13 protein-coding genes are annotated in these 17,136 nt (G+C 72.6%); 4 read left to right on the top strand and 9 right to left on the bottom strand.

The window, feature by feature from the left end:
* Positions 1–78: 78 nt before the first annotated feature.
* Positions 79–336: an SCO4848 family membrane protein gene (locus ACFV1W_RS27895; protein ID WP_380419997.1), complete on the bottom strand. Its 258-nt coding sequence runs from the start codon at positions 334–336 to the stop codon at positions 79–81.
* 139 nt (positions 337–475) lie between these two features.
* Between ACFV1W_RS27895 and ACFV1W_RS27900 the strand changes: the two genes are divergently transcribed.
* Positions 476–1,693 carry a D-alanyl-D-alanine carboxypeptidase family protein gene (locus ACFV1W_RS27900; RefSeq protein ID WP_380419998.1) on the top strand — a complete coding sequence of 406 codons (1,218 nt, stop codon included), beginning with the start codon at positions 476–478 and terminating at the stop codon, positions 1,691–1,693.
* Between the two features lie 28 nt (positions 1,694–1,721).
* Here the strand turns inward: ACFV1W_RS27900 and ACFV1W_RS27905 are convergent, their stop codons facing one another.
* Together ACFV1W_RS27905 and ACFV1W_RS27910 are read right to left on the bottom strand one after the other, a co-directional pair.
* Entirely contained in the window at positions 1,722–2,660 is a 939-nt protein-coding gene (locus ACFV1W_RS27905) for a YihY/virulence factor BrkB family protein (protein WP_380419999.1), read from the bottom strand.
* A gap of 119 nt (positions 2,661–2,779) precedes the next feature.
* The gene (locus ACFV1W_RS27910) at positions 2,780–3,778 is read right to left on the bottom strand and encodes a glycosyltransferase family 2 protein (protein ID WP_380420000.1); all 999 of its coding nucleotides are present in this window, start codon (positions 3,776–3,778) and stop codon (positions 2,780–2,782) included.
* Positions 3,779–3,911: 133 nt separating this feature from the next.
* Here ACFV1W_RS27910 and ACFV1W_RS27915 point away from each other — a divergent pair, with 133 nt between their 5' ends.
* Both ACFV1W_RS27915 and ACFV1W_RS27920 read left to right on the top strand, forming a co-directional pair.
* A complete protein-coding gene (locus ACFV1W_RS27915; RefSeq protein ID WP_380420001.1) occupies positions 3,912–7,484 on the top strand; it encodes a CDP-glycerol glycerophosphotransferase family protein in 3,573 nt (1,190 codons plus the stop codon).
* A gap of 282 nt (positions 7,485–7,766) precedes the next feature.
* The gene (locus ACFV1W_RS27920) at positions 7,767–10,277 is read left to right on the top strand and encodes a CDP-glycerol glycerophosphotransferase family protein (protein WP_380420002.1); all 2,511 of its coding nucleotides are present in this window, start codon (positions 7,767–7,769) and stop codon (positions 10,275–10,277) included.
* Positions 10,278–10,312: 35 nt separating this feature from the next.
* Here ACFV1W_RS27920 and ACFV1W_RS27925 read toward each other — a convergent pair whose 3' ends face one another.
* From ACFV1W_RS27925 to ACFV1W_RS27950, 6 genes are all read right to left on the bottom strand, one after another.
* Entirely contained in the window at positions 10,313–10,801 is a 489-nt protein-coding gene (locus ACFV1W_RS27925; RefSeq protein ID WP_380420003.1) for a 2'-5' RNA ligase family protein, read from the bottom strand.
* A gap of 77 nt (positions 10,802–10,878) precedes the next feature.
* Positions 10,879–11,919, bottom strand: coding sequence for a tryptophan--tRNA ligase (gene trpS / locus ACFV1W_RS27930; protein ID WP_380420004.1), 1,041 nt, complete (start codon positions 11,917–11,919; stop codon positions 10,879–10,881).
* Positions 11,920–11,949: 30 nt separating this feature from the next.
* On the bottom strand, positions 11,950–13,275 hold the full coding sequence (locus ACFV1W_RS27935) for a hemolysin family protein (RefSeq protein ID WP_380420005.1): 1,326 nt from the start codon (positions 13,273–13,275) through the stop codon (positions 11,950–11,952).
* A gap of 133 nt (positions 13,276–13,408) precedes the next feature.
* On the bottom strand, positions 13,409–14,401 hold the full coding sequence (locus ACFV1W_RS27940; RefSeq protein ID WP_270146533.1) for a malate dehydrogenase: 993 nt from the start codon (positions 14,399–14,401) through the stop codon (positions 13,409–13,411).
* A 202-nt stretch (positions 14,402–14,603) separates the two neighbouring features.
* The gene (locus ACFV1W_RS27945; RefSeq protein WP_051824882.1) at positions 14,604–15,029 is read right to left on the bottom strand and encodes a DUF3017 domain-containing protein; all 426 of its coding nucleotides are present in this window, start codon (positions 15,027–15,029) and stop codon (positions 14,604–14,606) included.
* Positions 15,030–15,048: 19 nt separating this feature from the next.
* On the bottom strand, positions 15,049–15,903 hold the full coding sequence (locus ACFV1W_RS27950; RefSeq protein ID WP_380420006.1) for a bifunctional methylenetetrahydrofolate dehydrogenase/methenyltetrahydrofolate cyclohydrolase: 855 nt from the start codon (positions 15,901–15,903) through the stop codon (positions 15,049–15,051).
* A 487-nt stretch (positions 15,904–16,390) separates the two neighbouring features.
* On the opposite strand from ACFV1W_RS27950, the gene ACFV1W_RS27955 reads away from it, so the two are divergent.
* Positions 16,391–16,993 carry a hypothetical protein gene (locus ACFV1W_RS27955; protein ID WP_380420007.1) on the top strand — a complete coding sequence of 201 codons (603 nt, stop codon included), beginning with the start codon at positions 16,391–16,393 and terminating at the stop codon, positions 16,991–16,993.
* The last annotated feature ends 143 nt before the right edge of the window (positions 16,994–17,136 follow it).

Genomic DNA, 17,136 nt, shown 5'->3' on the forward strand with positions numbered 1-17,136 from the left:
GCAGCGCGTCCGGTACGCGCGTGCGAGCGGTGAGGATCTTGCCAGGGGGGACGGACAGCGGCAACGGGGATTGGGCGGTCAGTCCGTGGCCGGGCCGCGGCGGGTGGCCCGCAGGCCGCGGACGCCGACGGTGCCGACGGCGATCCCGAGGACGAACGACGTGATCGCCAGCAGCAGGTGGATCCAGAAGAAGGCGGTGGGCTGGGAGTGGTCGCCGTTCACGAAGGCCTGGCCGCCGGAGTCCTTCCACAGGTTCTTGACGAAGGTCGCCCAGATCATGATCGACCAGACGCCGAAGGCGGTCAGGAACCAGGAGGTGCGGCGGCTGAGCTTCATGGGGTGGTCCTCGCGGGTGGGGAGGCGGTGTGCCTCCCCAGTATGCGCGGGCCGCCGATCGGCCTAGGTCGGGCCCCTCGTACGAAGGACCCGTCCGGTGTGGTGCGCGACGCGGCGCCGCCGTGGGTACGGTCAGCTCGTGCCCACATACCGTCACACCCTCGCGCAGCTGTGCGCCGCGGTCGCCGCGGCCCTCCCGGTTCTGCTCGCCGCCCCGGCGGCGGTCGCGGCCCCGCAGGTGCCGCCGCCGTCGACCGCGGTCGGCGGTGAGCGGCTCGGGCGCCCGGGGGTCCAGGTCAACCCGCTGGCAGGTGCCCCGGCGTTGCCCACGGACCTCACCGGCCAGTCCTGGATAGTCTCCGACGCCGCCTCGGGCGAAGTCCTGGCGGCGTACAACCCGCATCTGCGGCTGCCTCCGGCGAGCACCCTGAAGATCCTCTTCGCGGACACCGTGCTGCCCAAGTTCGACCGCAACACGGTGCACCGGGTCGCCGACGAGGAGATCCAGAACATCGGCCCCGGCAGCAGCCTGGTCGGCATCAAGGAGAACCTGGACTACCGGGTCGAGGACCTGTGGCGCGGGGTGTTCCTGAGCTCGGGCAACGACGCCGTGCACGTCCTGTCGTTCATGAACGGCGGCATCCGGCGGACCGTCAACGAGATGCAGGACCGGGCCGAGGCCCTCCAGGCCTGGGACACCAAGGTGATCTCCCCGGACGGCTACGACATGGACGGCCAGGTGTCCTCGGCCTACGACCTGTCGCTGTTCGCCCGGGCCGGCCTGCGCAACCCGGACTTCCGGATGTACTGCGCGACCCGGGACGCGATGTTCCCGGGCGCCGTCGACAAGAGCACCGGCCGGCGCGGCAGCTTCGGGATCGCCAACACCGACCGGCTGCTGGGCAAGTACCCCGGCCTGATCGGGGTGAAGAACGGCACCACCACCAACGCGGGCTCGACCTTCGTCGGAGCCGCCCAGCGGAACGGGCGAACCCTGCTGGTGACGGTGATGCACCCGGCCAGCTACCAGCGGGTCTACGACGAGACGGCCGAACTGCTCGACTGGGGCTTCGCCGCGGCGGGCAAGGTCCAGCCGGTCGGCCGGCTGGTCGACGAGCCGGCGGCCGACGGCACGCAGCCGACCGACCAGGCGAGCGGCACCGCCGGCGCCCCCGCCCCGCCGCCGCACACCGCCGCCGCGCCCCGCCCCGCCGCCGCGCCGGACGGGGACGCCGGGCTCGGCCCGGTCGGCTGGGGGGCCGCGGCGGTCGGGGCCGCGGTCGCGGCGGGCGCCGCGGTGCTCGTCCGACGCCGTACGTCGAGGCGCCGCCGCGCCTGGGGCCACTTCGAGTGCTGATCCCTCGGCCCGGAGGCGAGCGGGCGGGCTACCCCTGCGCCCGGCCCGCCGCCCGCGCCGCCTCCTCGGACTCCTCGGCGGCGGCCAGCAGCGCCCGGCCGTGCGCCCTGGTCCGCTCGCGGGCGGCCTCCGGGTCTGCGGTCGCCGTCCAGGCCACGCAGTACATCAGCAGCCGGCTGACGAAGTTGATCCACAGCAGCAGGGCCACCGGGGTGGCGAAGGCGCCGTACAGGCTGCGCCCGGCGACCGAGCCGAGGTAGGAGGCGAGCAGCTGCTTCAGGGCCTCGAAGCCGACCGCGCCGATCAGGGCGCCGCGCACCAGGTCCGGGCGGCGCTGGCCGGTGATGCCGGGGAAGGGTGCCAGCAGGTAGGCGAAGAGCAGCATGTCGCACGCTATGGCGATCAGCACCCCGACCCCGGTCAGCAGGTAGCCGCTGCCGAGGCCGATCGCGTCGGCGATCCGCCCGGCGAGCGTGGTGCCCGCGGCGGAGGCGGCCAGCGAGAACAGCGAAACCAGGCCGAGGCCGGCCAGCACCACGACGTCCCAGGCCTTGCGCAGCAGCAGGTTGCCCTTCTCCTCGGGCAGCTGCCAGAGGTCCCGGATCGAGGTGCGCATGGTGTCCACCCAGCCGAGCCCGGAGATCAGCAGCAGGGCCCCGCCGACCAGCCCGAGGGCGCCCGCGTTGGCCACCAGGGAGGGCAGGTCGAGCGCGTCCGACAGGCCGGGCAGCTGGTCGGAGATGCGGTGCTGCAGGTCGTCCACCTGGCTGCCGCTCAGCGTCGCGACGGCGATCGCCAGGCCCACCGTGAGCAGCGGGAACAGCGCGAGGAAGCCGAAGAAGGTGACGGCTCCGGCCAGCCGGTTGCCACGGGCGGCGGCGAAGTACTCGTACACCCGGTACGGGCGGCTGCGCAGCACCCGGGCCACGAGCGGGCCCAGGACCGGAAGGCGGGTCAGGAAGTCCATCCGACCGGTTATACCGGCCCGTCCCCCGAACGGCCGCCAGGCGCGGGCCGGATGCCCGGGGGGGTCAGGGCGCGTCGTGCGGATCCTTGCCGGATCGGCCGAAATCCACCGGGCGCGCCCTACCGGTTGACGAGCCGGCGGGCCTTGGCGAGGGCGCGGACGGCCTGGTACGCGGTGTAGCGGCCCTGGCCGAGCAGTTCGGTGCGCACGCCGTCCACGCCGGCCGGCGGGCGGTAGCCGGCCGGGCGCAGCCGGGCGCAGTGCGCGGCGGCGCGGCGGAAGTACTCGCGGCGGTCACCGGCCGGCACCCGGCCGGGCTTGGCGACCACGGTGTTGAGGTGGTGCAGCATCTTCCCGTAGACGACCGGGCGCCAGGAGTCGAGGTCGGGGCGGCGGTCGAGGAAGGCGAACACCAGGTCGTACTGGGCGAACACGTCGAAGTGCTTGCGGCTGGCGGTGGCGAGGATGTTGCCGCCCTCCTGGCGCTGGCGGTAGTGCACGCCGACCCGGTCGAGCAGGGTGATGCTGGCAGCGGCGAGCAGCGCCGGGTACGTCCAGGGGGTGTCCTCGTAGTAGCCGGCCGGGAACTCCAGCTGCTGCTCGGTGATGAACCCGCGGCGGTAGGCCTTGTTCCAGACGACCTGGAGCAGGTCGAGCAGGTCGGGGCGGGCGGCGAGGTCGAAGACGTCCGGGGAGGCGGCGCCGAAGACGTGGCCGGAGGCGGCCCGGGTGATCCGGCCGTCGGCGTAGGTGCGGGCGTAGTCGTAGACCAGGACGTCCGGGTCGCCGGTGGCGGCGAGCCGCTCCTCGACGGCCTTCAGCAGGTCGGGGGTAAGGGTGTCGTCGCTGTCGAGGAAGACGACGTAGTCTCCGGTGGCGGCCTCCAGGCCGGCGTTGCGGGCGCGCCCGAGGCCGACGTTCTCCGCCAGGTGGAGCACCCGGACCCGGGGGTCGGCGGCGGCCGCCGCGTCCAGCAGGGCGCCGCAGCCGTCGGGCGAGCGGTCGTCCACCGCGATCAGTTCGAAGTCGGGTCCGGTCTGGCCGAGGACCGATTCGAGGCACTCGGTGAGATAGTCCTGGACCTGGTACACGGGGACGATGACACTGAAGCGGGGCACGGGGCCAGCGTAGTGGGCCCGGGGAGGGCCGGACCCCGGAAGGTAGGATCGGGGCGCACGTACGCACCGATCCAAGTGCGGCCAGACCCCTCGCGGGCTGCCACGCTCCTCCCGAGAAAGGCCTGCGTAGCCGATGGCTCCCCGCCTCTCCATCGTCGTTCCTATCTACAACGTCGAGCGCTACCTCGTCGAATGCCTCGACTCGATCGCCGCCCAGACCTTCACGGACTTCGAGTGCGTCATGGTCGACGACGGTTCGAAGGACGACAGCGCGGCGCTCGCCGAGGCGTACGCGGCGAAGGACTCGCGGTTCCGGCTGGTCCGGCAGGTGAACAAGGGCCTCGGCGCGGCCCGCAACACCGGCATCCGGCACATCGACCCGGACTCCGAGTTCCTGTGCTTCGTGGACAGCGACGACTCGATGCCGCCGAGTGCGTACGAGCTGATGATCAACACGCTGGACGAGACCGGCTCGGACTTCTGCACCGGCAACGTGCTGCGGTTCCGCGCGGTGGGCTACTACCAGTCCGGCGGGCACTCGAAGCCGTTCAAGGAGACCCGGCTCAAGACCCACATCACCGAGATCCCGGCGCTGGTCACCGACCGCACCGCGTGGAACAAGGTGTACCGCCGCTCCTTCTTCGACGCCGCCGGCCTGCTCTACCCCGAGGGCATCCTGTACGAGGACGCGCCGGTCAGCGTGCCGCACCACTACCTCGCCAAGAGCGTGGACGTGCTCTCCGAGCCGATCTACCACTGGCGCGAGCGCGAGGTCGGCGAGATGTCGATCACCCAGATGCGCACCAACCCCAAGGGCCTGATCGACCGGGTCGCCTCGGTCGAGCTGGTCCGAGCCTGGCTGAAGAAGCAGACCGAGCCGCGCTTCGCCGAGTACCTGCGCTCCTACGACGAGAACACCCTCGTCGAGGAGATCCCGATGTTCTTCTGGTCCGTCGTGGACGGCGACCGGGACTACCGGGACGCCTACGTCCAGCACGTCAGCCGGCTGCTCCGGTCGATCGGCCAGGAGCAGGTCCGCAAGCTGCGCGCGCCGCTGCGCCTGAAGTACCACCTGACCCTGCAGAACCGGGTGGACGAGCTGGTCGAGCAGATCAAGTACGAGGGCGAGAGCGGCGGCGGCGTGCAGGCCCGCGGTCTGCTGCGGCCGTACGCGGACTACCCGTTCCTGCGCGGCGGGCGCAAGAGCGTGCCCTCCAACGTGCTCAAGCTGGACAACTCGCTGGTCATGCGCAGCCGGCTGTACGACAGCGCCTGGGTGGGCGGGAAGCTGCGGCTGACCGGGCACGCGTACCCGGAGCAGCTGGGGGCGGCGAACAAGCACGACATGGTCCGCACCCTGGTGCTGCGCGAGGCCAAGGGCCGCCGGGTGATCGCGGTGCCGATGAAGACCCAGTACAGCCCCGAGGCGACCGCGAGCTGCAACCACGACCTGTACAACTGCGACTGGTCCGGCTTCACCGTCTCCGTCGACCCGAAGAAGCTCAAGCACCGCGGCCAGTGGAAGGACGGCCACTGGCGCGTCCTGGTGGCCGGCGCGGGCAAGGGCGGGATCTACAAGGGCCGGATCTCGGCGGGCTGGAGCGACACCGCCGAGTCGATCCCGCTGCAGTGGGTCGAGCCGGACGTGCGGATCGTGCCCTGGGTCCGGGACGGCTTCGTCTACCTCCAGGTGGAGACCGTCAAGGCCCGGGTGACCGGCCTGGCCGCGCACGGCGACCGGGTGGAGGTCTCCGGCGCGGCGCGCTCCGGCGCGAGCTTCGTCGGGGCCCGGCTGCGGCTGACCCACCTCGAATCGGACCGCGAGCTGACCTTCCCGGTGGAACTGGGCTCGCCGGTCGGCGCGCTGCAGCCGTTCACCTCCTCCGTCGAGGTGGCCGAGCTGACCGCCGTCCGCGAGGCCTGGGCCGAGCTGGACCCGGTGGCCGCCGAGCGCGTCCGCGACCGCTGGAACAGCGCGCTGCTGCTGGCCGACGGCACCGTCCTGCCGCTGGTCTGGGACGACCGCAACGCTCCCGAGCAGCTGCACGTGCCGCTGAACCCGCAGGCGCCCGCCGACCGGCGCCGGGCGATCTACACCAAGCCCTCGCCGAGCGGCCACCTCCAGTTCTCGGACCAGCTGCTGCAGCCGGTGGTGGACGAGGTGTCGGCGCGCGGCGCCGACGGCTTCCTCCTGAGCGGCTCGTTCCCGCTGCCCGGCGCGCACCGCTGGGAGCTGGTGGTCCGGCACCACTGGCGCGAGGAGGAGCACGTCTACCCGGTGGAGATCGCGGACGGCCGGTTCCGCACCGCGCTGCCCGCCGTGCCGACCGCCACCTTCGCCGGTCAGGTGCCGCTCTCCGCCGGCACCTGGCGGGTCTTCTTCCGCCCGGTGGGCGAGCAGGCCGCCGCCCTGCCGGACAGCCACGTGCAGATCTCCCCGGCCTGCTTCGGCTCGCTGCCGGTGGACGTGCAGTCCCGCGGCAAGCGGATCGCGCTGGAGCGCCGCTACCACGACTGCCTGTCGCTGGAGTCGCACTCGGCGCTGCTGCCCGAGGAGCGGTCCGGCTTCCGCCAGCGCCAGCTGCGCACCGTCGACTACCCGGCCGCCCGCCGGCTGCCGGTGCGCGACACGGTGCTCTACAACGCCGGGCACGGCAGCGTGTACGCCGGCTCGCCGAGGGCGATCCACGAGGAGCTGGTCCGCCGCGGCCTGCCGCTGGAGCACCTGTGGGGCAGCGACGACCTGCAGGCCGACGTGCCGCGCACCGCGCAGACGATCCGGCTCTGGAGCCCGGAGTGGTTCGAGGCGCTGGCGACCGCCAAGTACATCGTCACCAGCACCCACCTGCCCGACTTCTTCGTCCGCCGCCCCGGCCAGGTGGTCGTCCAGACCTGGCAGGGCAGCCCGCTGAAGCAGATCGGCTTCGACTTCGAGAAGGTCTGGTTCACCAATTCGAACTACCTCAAGGGCCTGGCCCGCGAGGTCCCGAACTGGAGCCTGTTGGTGGCCGGCAACAGCTGGTCCGCCCCCGTCCTGCGGCGCGCCTTCGATTACCAGGGCGAGATCCTGGAGAGCGGTTCGCCCCGGAACGACCTCCTGTTCGCGGCCGACCGGGAGAAGACGGCGGAACAGGTTCGCGAACGGCTCGGCCTGCCCGAGGGCAAGAAGGTCGTGCTCTACGCGCCGACCTGGCGCGAGGACCGGCGCCGGCCGAACGGCGGCTACCAGATCGACCTGCGGATCGACCTGGAGGCGGCCAAGGCCGCGCTCGGCGACGACCAGGTGCTGCTGGTGCGCCGGCACAACATGATGTGCGGCCAGATCCCCGGCGCCGGCAACGGCTACATCTGGGACGTCGGCAGCTATCCCGACATGGCGGAGCTGCTGCTGATCGCGGACGTGCTGGTGACCGACTACTCGTCGAGCGTCTTCGACTTCGCCACCACCGGCAAGCCGATGCTCTTCTTCACCCACGACCTGGAGCACTACCGCGACAACCTGCGCGGCTTCAGCCTGAACTTCGAGGCCGAGGCGCCCGGCCCGCTGCTGCCCACCTCGGAGGCGCTGGTCGACGCGCTCGCCCGGGTGGACGAGGTCGCGGCCGAGCACGCGGACAAGGCGGCCGCGTTCCGCGAGGCGTACTGCGACCTGGACGACGGCAAGGCCTCCGCCCGGGTGGTCGACGCGATGCTCCGCAAGGAGTAGCCACCGGGCCCGACCGAGGCGCCCGGCTCGGATCGCGCCGGGCGCCTCGGCGCTACCTGGGAATTCCCTGAGAACCCCCTGTCCTTTACGTGCATTTTGCACTCGAACTCACGTTTACCCAACGAATTTCAAAGGAAATTCTCCGAACTGTACAGTTGACCCGGAGTGCCCTCCCGGTATGGGATACCAATTCGGCCCCGTCCGGTCATCGTCGGCACGGCGGCCGCTTCTCCCGGCCACCGCCATGCCCGGGATTCCCTCCCCCGAAGGGCCCCCCGCACCATGCCTGCGCTCACCCGGTTCGTTCTGCCGCACGCCGCCCCCCGGGTGAGCACCGGCCGACCCGCCGTCGACGAGGGCGTGGTGTTCGGGCTGCTGCGGGCCCGCTGGCACGGCCGCGGGCTGGAGCTCACCGGCTTCGCCCGCCCGCTGGACCTGGACACCGGCCGCCCCGGCTCGGCCTGGACCTGGCTGACCCTGCGCCACGAGGACGACACCGCGCCGCTCCTCCACCTGCGCTCCAGGCCCCGCAGGCTGCCCGAGGTCACCGACGACAGCGCCCAGCCCGACCACAACCACGACTGGTCCGGCTTCACCGCCCTGGTGGAACCCTCCCGGCTGCGTCGCGACGGCCACTGGCTGCTCGGCGACTGGCAGATCGAGGCCACCCTCTTCACCCGCCCCCGCCCCACCCGGCTGCGCCGCCAGTACGGCGCCCTCGCCCCCCACTGGTGCGGCTCCGGCGAGTACCCGCCGGCCCGCTGGGTGGACCGCGACGTGCGCCTCCAGCCGTACTTCGAGGACGACCGGCTGCGGCTGCGGCTGGAGCGCCCCGCCGTCCGGCTCGACCGCGCCGAGCCCGCCGCCGACGGCATCCGGCTGGCCGGCACCGCCGACCACTGCCCGACCGGCACCGTCCTGCGGCTGCGCCACCGGCAGAGCGACGCGGTGATCGAGCAGCCGCTCGCCCGCACCGGCAACACCTTCACCGTCCACCTGCCGTACCGGCCGTTCACCGCCGACGGGCGCGGCCGAGGCACGCTGGAGCACTGGGACGCCGAACTGCTGCGCCCCGACGGCGGCACCGAGCAGCTCTGCCTGGACGAGCGCGGCGGCCCGGTGGCCGGCCAGCACCCGCTGCCGGACGCCCCGGACCGGGTGCTCTACCTCAAGCACCTCTCCGACGGCCGGCTCCAGGTCTGCGTCCAGCCGGCCGCCGGCGTGGTCGACCGGATCGCGGTGCACTTCGCCGGCTTCGAGCTGTCCGGCCACTGCCCGGACCCGGCAGCCGACCGGCTGGAGCTGGTCCTGCGGCACAGCGGCACCGCGGGCGAGGTCCGCGCCCCGGTCGAGCCCGGAGCCAACGGCCGCTTCCGGGTTCGGGTGCCCGCCACCCGCACCGGCTCGGACGGCGCCGTGCTGCCGCTGCGCAAGGGCGTCTGGGAGGCCGTCCTGGAGCCGGCCGACCGCTCCGGCCCGGCCCGGCCGCTGATCGCCGCCGCCGCCGTCCTGCCCGCCCTGCCCGCCACCGCGACCACCGGCGGCAAGCACGTCCTGCTGCAACGCCGCTGGCACGACACCCTGCTGGTGGACTCCACCCCGGTGCTCGACGCCACCGAGCGCAGCGCCTGGACGCAGGCCCGGCTGCGCACCGAGCACTACCCGGCCGCCCGCCGCGAACCGCTGCGCGATGCGGTGCTGTACGACGTGTTCGGCGGCCGCGGCTACGCCGACTCCCCGCGCGCGGTGCACGCCGAACTCGCCCGCAGGGGCGAGCCGTTGGAGCACCTGTGGGTGGTCGACGACGGCCAGGCCGAGCTGCCGCCAGGGGTCGTGCCGGTGCGGATCTGGAGCCCGGAGTGGTACCGCGCCCTGGCCACCTGCCGCTACCTGGTCGGCAACACCCACTTCCCGGACTTCCTGGAGCGCCGCGCGGGCCAGGTCGTGGTGCAGACCTGGCACGGCTCACTCCTGAAGCGGATCGCCCACGACGTCGAGAACTCCTGGCTGGCCGACCACGGCTACCTGGAGGCCCTCGACCGGGAGACCCCGCAGTGGAGCCTGCTGCTCTCCCCCAGCCCGTTCGCCACCCCGATCCTGCGGCGCGCCTTCCGCTACGAGGGCGAGGTCCTGGAGTCCGGCTACCCGCGCGGCGACGTCCTGGCCGAGCCGGACCCGCGGGTCGCCGCGACCGTCCGCAGGCGGCTCGGCATCCCCGAGGGCAAGCGGGTCGTGCTGTACGCGCCGACCTGGCGCGAGGACCAGCAGCGCGGCGACGGCGAGGGCTTCCGGCTCGACCTGCGGCTGGACGTCGGCCACGCCCGCCGACTGCTCGGCGAGGACCACGTGCTGCTGGTCCGCCCGCACTCGCACGTGCGCGAACCGCTGCCGGGCGCCGGCGACGGCTTCCTGTACGACTGCGGGGACTTCCCCGACCCGCAGGAACTGCTGCTGATCGCGGACGTACTGGTGACCGACTACTCGTCGATCATGTTCGACTTCGCGATCACCGGCCGCCCGGTCTACTTCTTCACCTACGACCTGGAGCACTACCGCGACACCCTGCGCGGCTTCTACTTCGACTTCGAGCGCGACGCCCCCGGCCCGCTGGTGCCGGACTCCGCCGAACTGCTCGGCGCGCTGCGCGAACTCGCCGACAGCGGAACGGAGTCGGCTCCCGGGTACGCCGAGCGCTACCGGCGCTTCCGGGCCGAGCACTGCGCCCTGGACGACGGCGGCGCGGCCCGCCGGGTGGTCGACCGGATGCTCGAACTCGGCCGTACGACGCGGTAGTTCAGGAGCGGTGCCGATTCACGAGCTGTGCTGATTCACGAGAAGTGGTAGTCCCGCCAGGGCCGCCAGACCTCGTCCGCGTCGAACCGGGAGAGCGAGAAGCCCGGCACCAGGAAGGACGCCCGGAACCCGCGCGCCTGCTCGTACGCCTGGTCCAGCACGTCGTCCGGCAGGCCGTGGGCGACCGTCACGTGCGGGTGGTACGGGAAGGCCAGTTCGCGGGCCAGCGGGCCGGAGCGGACGTCCGCCTCCAGCAGCCGGCACTCCTGCGCGCCCTCCTCGACCCGGACGAACACCACCGGGGACACCGGCCGGAAGGTGCCGCCGCCGCGCAGCAGCATCCGGAACGGCCGGTGCGCGGCCGCCACCGCCGCCAGGTGCTCCTCGACCTTCGGGAGCACCTCGGCGGGCAGCTCGGTCGGCGGCAGCAGGGTCACGTGCGTCGGTATCGAGCGCGCCTGCGGATCGCCGTGGCCGGCCCGGGCGTCCTGGATCCGCTTGCCGTACGGGTCCGGAACGCTCACGGACACGCCGATGGTGACGACCTCCGGGAGGCCGGAGGGCGGGCCGCCGTCACCATCGGGCAGGCGTGTGAGGGGAGTCACCGCTTGGCGGCCGGGAGGAAGCCGATCCGGTCGTACACCGTGGCCAGCGTCTCGGAGGCCACCGCGCGGGCCTTCTCGGCGCCGATCGCCAGCACCCGGTCCAGCTCGGCCGGGTCGTCCAGGAAGGTGCCGGTGCGCTCCTGGAAGGGCGTCACCCACTCGGCGAACAGCTCGGCCAGCTCGGTCTTCAGGGCGCCGTACATCTTGCCCTCGAAGTGCGCGACCAGCTGCTCGACCGACTGGCCGCTGAGCGCGGAGTGGATCCGCAGCAGGTTGGAGACGCCCGGCTTCTGCTCCTCGTCGTAGGAGACGACCGTGCCGGTGTCGGTGACGGCGCTCTTGAACTTCTTGGCGCTGACCTTCGCCTCGTCCAGCAGGCTGACCAGGCCCTTGGGCGAGGACGCCGACTTGCTCATCTTGATGCCCGGGTCCTGGAGGTCCATGATCTTCGCCGTCTCCTTGAGGATATACGGCTTGGGGATCGTGAAGACCGGGGCGTAGCGGGAGTTGAAGCGCTCCGCGATGTCGCGGGTGATCTCCACGTGCTGGCGCTGGTCCTCGCCGACCGGGACGGCGTCCGCCTGGTAGAGCAGGATGTCCGCGATCTGCAGGATCGGATAGGTGAACAGGCCCACGGTGGTGCTGTCGGCGCCGTACCGGGAGGACTTGTCCTTGAACTGGGTCATCCGGGAGGCCTCGCCGAAGCCGGTGAGGCAGTTCATCACCCAGGCGAGCTGCGCGTGCTCGGGCACGTGCGACTGGACGAACAGGGTGCAGTGCTCCGGGTCCAGGCCGGCGCCGAGCAGCTGGGCGGCGGAGATCCGGGTGTTCTGGCGCAGGGTCGCCGGGTCCTGCGGCACGGTGATCGCGTGCAGGTCGACGACCATGTAGAAGGCGTCGTTCTCCTTCTGCAGGTCGACCCACTGGCGCACCGCGCCCAGGTAGTTGCCGAGGTGGAACGAGCCGGAGGTGGGCTGGATCCCGGAGAGCACCCGGGGACGGTCCTTGACCGGACCAGTGACCGCTGCGTTGACCATGCGCGCCATTGTTCCAGTTCCCCCGGTCGCTCAGGAAACCTCCGCCCCAGCGGGCTCCTCCGGTGTGACCGCACTCACCCTCACCCGGGCGATCCGCCGGCCCTCCACCTTGGCCACCGTCAGCAGCACCGCCCCGCCGCCCTCGACCGGGACCCGGGCGTGGTCGCCGTCCCGGGGCAGCCGGCCGAGCGAGGCGACCAGGCAGCCGGCCACCGTCTCGTACGGGCCCTCCGGCAGGGCGACGCCGGTCTCCTCCTCGAAGTCGCCGAGGTTGAGCAGTCCGTCCAGTTCCATGCCGCCGCCGGCCAGCCTGCGGGTGGGAGCGGCCTCCGGCCGGTCGTACTCGTCGCGGATCTCGCCGATCACCTCCTCGACCAGGTCCTCCAGGGTGACGATGCCGGCGGTGCCGCCGTACTCGTCCACCACGATGGCCAGGTGGTGGCCCTCCCGGCGCATCTCGCCCATAGCCTCCAGCACCCGCTTGGTGCCGGGCAGCAGCTTGACCGGGCGGGCCAGGTCGCGGACCTTGACGGCCTGCTCGCCGCGGACGCCGTACAGGTCCCGGACGTGGACGAAGCCGACCACGGCGTCGGCGCTGCCCTCGACCACCGGGTAGCGCGAGTGCGGCGAGGTCTCGGCCTGGTGCCGCACCGCGGCCAGCGGGCGTTCGGCGTCCAGGAAGGTCACCTCGGTGCGCGGCACCATCACCTCGCGCAGCTGGCGCTCCCCGGCGGCGAACACGTCCGCGATCAACGCCCTTTCGTCGCTGCCCAGTTCGGTGTTGGAGGCGACCAGGCCGCGCAGTTCCTCGGAGCTCATCGAGCCGCGCCCGGCCGTCGGGTCGCCACCGAACAGCCGGACCATCAGGTTGGTGGAGTGGCCGAGCAGCCAGATCGCCGGGCGCAGCGCCACCGACATCACGTCCACCACGGGGGCGGCGACCACCGCGATGGACTCGGCGCGCTGCAGCCCGATCCGCTTGGGGGTGAGCTCACCGAGCACCAGCGAGACGTAGCTGATCACCAGGGTGAGCCCGACCAGGGCGACCGCGTCCGCCATCCCCCGGGACAGCCCGGCGTCGACGAACAGGGGGGCGACCTTGCCGGACAGGGTGTCGGCGCCGAACGCGGCGGACAGGAAGCCCATGCAGGTCACGCCGACCTGGACGGCGGCCAGGAAGCGGTTGGGGTCGGCGGCCAGGTGCGCGGCCCGGGCCGAGCGCCGGGTGCCGCGCGCCTCCAGCGCCCGGATCTGGCCCTCGCGCAGCGAGATCAGCGAGATCTCGGCGACGTTGAACAGCCCGCCCAGCAGGATGAAGACGAGGACGAGCGCGGCGTCCCCGAGGGTTTCGTTCACAGCGGGCCAGTGTAGGCGGCGGGCGCCGGCGGGGGCCGGAAGCGGCGTGGCCGGCCGCCGGCCGGGAACGCCGACGGCCCGCCGCCTCCCCGGAGGGAGGTGCGGGCCGTCGGGAAGGCCGCGGGGGCGGGGCTCAGATGAGGCCCAGCTCCTGGACCGCGTCGCGCTCCTCGGTCAGCTCCTTGACCGAGGCGTCGATGCGGGCGCGGGAGAAGTCGGAGATCTCCAGGCCCTGGACGATCTCGAACTTGCCGTCCTTGGTGGTGACCGGGAAGGAGGAGATCAGGCCGGCCGGGACGCCGTAGGAGCCGTCGGAGACGACACCCATGGAGGTCCAGTCGCCCTCGGCGGTGCCGTTGACCCAGGTGTACACGTGGTCGATGGCGGCGTTGGCGGCCGAGGCGGCCGAGGAGGCGCCGCGGGCGTCGATGATGGCGGCACCGCGCTTGGCGACGGTCGGGATGAAGTCGTTCTCCAGCCAGGCCTGGTCGCTGCCGACGGCCTCGAAGGCCGGCTTGCCGGCGACCTCGGCCTGGAAGATGTCCGGGTACTGGGTCGCGGAGTGGTTGCCCCAGATGGTGACGCGCTTGATGTCGGAGACCAGGGCGCCGGTCTTGGCGGACAGCTGGCCGACCGCGCGGTTGTGGTCCAGGCGGGTCATCGCGGTGAAGCGCTCGGCCGGGACGTCCGGGGCGTTGCGCTGGGCGATCAGGGCGTTGGTGTTGGCCGGGTTGCCGACGACCAGGACCTTGATGTCGTCCGCGGCGTGGTCGTTGATGGCCTTGCCCTGCGGGCCGAAGATGCCGCCGTTGGCCTGCAGCAGGTCGCCGCGCTCCATGCCCGCGGTGCGCGGACGGGCGCCGACCAGCAGCGCGACGTTGGCGCCGTCGAAGGCCTCGTTCGGGTTGTCGGTGATCTTGATGTCCCGCAGCAGCGGGAAGGCGCAGTCGACGAGCTCCATGGCGGTACCCTCGGCGGCCTTGAGGCCCTGCGGGATCTCCAGGAGGCGCAGGTTCACCGGCACGTCGGCACCGAGCAGGTGGCCCGAGGCGATGCGGAAGAGCAGCGCGTAGCCGATCTGGCCGGCCGCTCCGGTGATGGTGACGTTGACGGGGGTGCGGGTCATTTCTACCTTCTCCAGCAAATCGCCAGGCGCCCCAGGCACACCGGCACTGGAGCCAGGATGATCTCTCGACATCGAGAGACCGGCGTCAGGTTATCGCAAAGGGAAGCGTACGCCGCGTGTGCGGGCGTGGCTGATGCGTCACAGACGCACCGCGGCCCCGCCCGGCGCTCCGGGCGGGGCCGCAGGGGCACGGCGTCGGCCTTCAGTGCTTGGGCCGGCCGATGAGCTGGCCGATATTGTCCAGCAGCGGGATCTCCAGCCACGGGTTCGGTTGCGCGACCAGGGTCAGCAGCACGATCGAGGCGCCCAGGAAGGCCAGCACGATCACGTCGGTGAAGCGGCTGCGCACCGCCAGCATCCCGACCTCGGGCAGCACCAGCCGCAGCACCGCGCCGAGCAGCACCCCGGTGCCGAGGATCAGCAGCCCGTACTTGAAGCCGTCCTTGAAGTCGGCGAACCAGGTGACCGCGAGGCCGGCACCGACCACCGACAGCACCAGCGTTATCGGCCACTGCCGGACCGGCAGGGCGTGGTCGCGCCCGAGGGCCGGGGCGGCGCCCTCCGGCGGCAGGGTGCCGGTGGTCCTGACCGGCCTTTGCCGGGACCGCGCCGGTCGCGGTTCAGTCATGCTCGCCGTCCCTCGGGGATCAGACGCCGGCGCGGCGCTCGGCCGCCTCGACGATGTTGTTCAGCAGCATCGCGCGGGTCATCGGGCCCACGCCGCCGGGGTTCGGGGAGATCCAGCCGGCCACCTCGGCCACGCCCGGGTGCACGTCGCCGACGATCTTGCCCTCGCTGCGGCTGACGCCGACGTCCAGCACCGCGGCGCCCGGCTTGACGTCCTCCGGCTTGACCAGGTGCGGCACGCCCGCGGCGGCCACGATGATGTCGGCCTTGCGCAGGTGGGCGCCGAGGTCCCGGGTGCCGGTGTGGCACAGGGTGACGGTGGCGTTCTCGCTGCGGCGGGTCAACAGCAGGCCGATCGAGCGGCCGACGGTGATGCCGCGGCCGACCACGACCACCTCGGCGCCGTCGATCTCCACGTCGTGCCGGCGCAACAGCTCGACGATGCCCAGCGGGGTGCACGGCAGCGGGCCCTCGATGCCCAGCGCCAGGCGGCCGAGCGAGGTCGGGTGCAGGCCGTCGGCGTCCTTGTCCGGGTCCATCAGCTCCAGGACCGGGTTCTGGTCCAGGCCCTTGGGCAGCGGCAGCTGGACGATGTAGCCGGTGCAGGAGGGGTCGGCGTTCAGCTCGCGGACGACGTTCTCGACGTCCTCCTGGGTGGCGGTGGCGGGCAGCTCGCGCTGGATGGAGGCGATGCCGACCTCGGCGCAGTCCTTGTGCTTCCCGTTGACGTACCAGCGGCTGCCCGGGTCGTCGCCGACCAGGACGGTACCGAGGCCGGGCGTGACGCCCTTCGCCTTGAGGGCCGCCACGCGGGCGGCGAGTTCGGACTTGATCGCGGCGGCGGTGGCCTTGCCATCGAGAATCTGGGCAGTCATGACCCCATTCTCCCGGATCGCGGCCGTACCCCGTACCGGGGCGGCCCCACGGCCGGTCGGGCGACCGGACGGGTACGGAAGGTCCGCACCACGTTGCGGTTGCGCCACAGTCTCGACCTGGCGACCGCAACCGGCTGGACAGCGCGCCGCCGTCCGGTTGACGATATGCGGGCATCCCCTGCCGCGACCCGGCCCGGTGACGGGCCGACGGATCCCGCGGCGGGGCGTACCCGGGGGAAAGAGCCAGTGATCCGACCACAGCAGTCCGCGCAGCCAGACCGCCACGGCGACGTCCTCACCGCGCCGTGCCCGTCCCGGCGTCCGATCACCCGCTCGTCACAGTACTGAGCCGGCCGCGCCCGTCACCGCCGCCGGGCTGTCACCGCGCTCCGGTACCGTCCCGTTCCGTCGGCGACCCGACTCGCCGGCCGCAACCGGGTCCTCCGCCGTCCCGTCCCCACGTCCCCGCAACTGCCCGGAGGCATCCATGAGTTACCCGCCCGACCCGAACAACCCGTACGGCCAGCCGCCCGCGCCGGGCTACGGCTACCCGCAGCAGGCCCCGCCGCCGGCCCCTGGCTACGGCTACCCGCAGCCGGTCGCCCCGGCGTACGGCTACGCGCCGGCCGTGCCGCAGGTCATGCCGGGCCTGGTGATGACCACCCGGGTGCTGCTGTTCATCATCGGCGGTGTGCAGGTGATCCTTGCGGCGTTCTGCCTGATCGCGGCCGCGGTCGCCAACGACGCCGTCAACAAGACCTCGACGAGCAGCGACGACTTCATCTCCTCGATCGGCCACGCCGCGATGGGCATCCTGCTGGTCATCGGCGTCGTGTGGGCGCTGGCCGCCACGCTGTCCATCACGCTGGGCGCGAAGTTCGGCAAGGGCGGCAACGGTGTCCGGATCACCACCATCGTCTACGCCTCGATCGCCTCGCTGTTCGGCCTGCTCGACCTGATCGGCGGGATCAACACCAAGATCACGGTGAACGTCATCGTCGGGCTGATCTGGATCGCGATCTGCGTCATCTGGATCACCGCCATGTGCGTCCGGGACGGCGTCAACTGGTTCAACCGGCCCCGGTACTGACCGGACGACACGGACACGGCGAAGCGGGGCCGGGGCCCCCCGGGGGGGGGGCGGGGCCCGGGGGGGCCCGCCCGGGCGGGTATTGGGGGGGCCCCGGGGGGATAAAGAAACCCCGCCCCCCCCCCCCCCCCCCGCAGAAAAGC

It is taken from the genome of Kitasatospora sp. NPDC059648 (assembly GCF_042734825.1).
Classification (GTDB): domain Bacteria; phylum Actinomycetota; class Actinomycetes; order Streptomycetales; family Streptomycetaceae; genus Kitasatospora.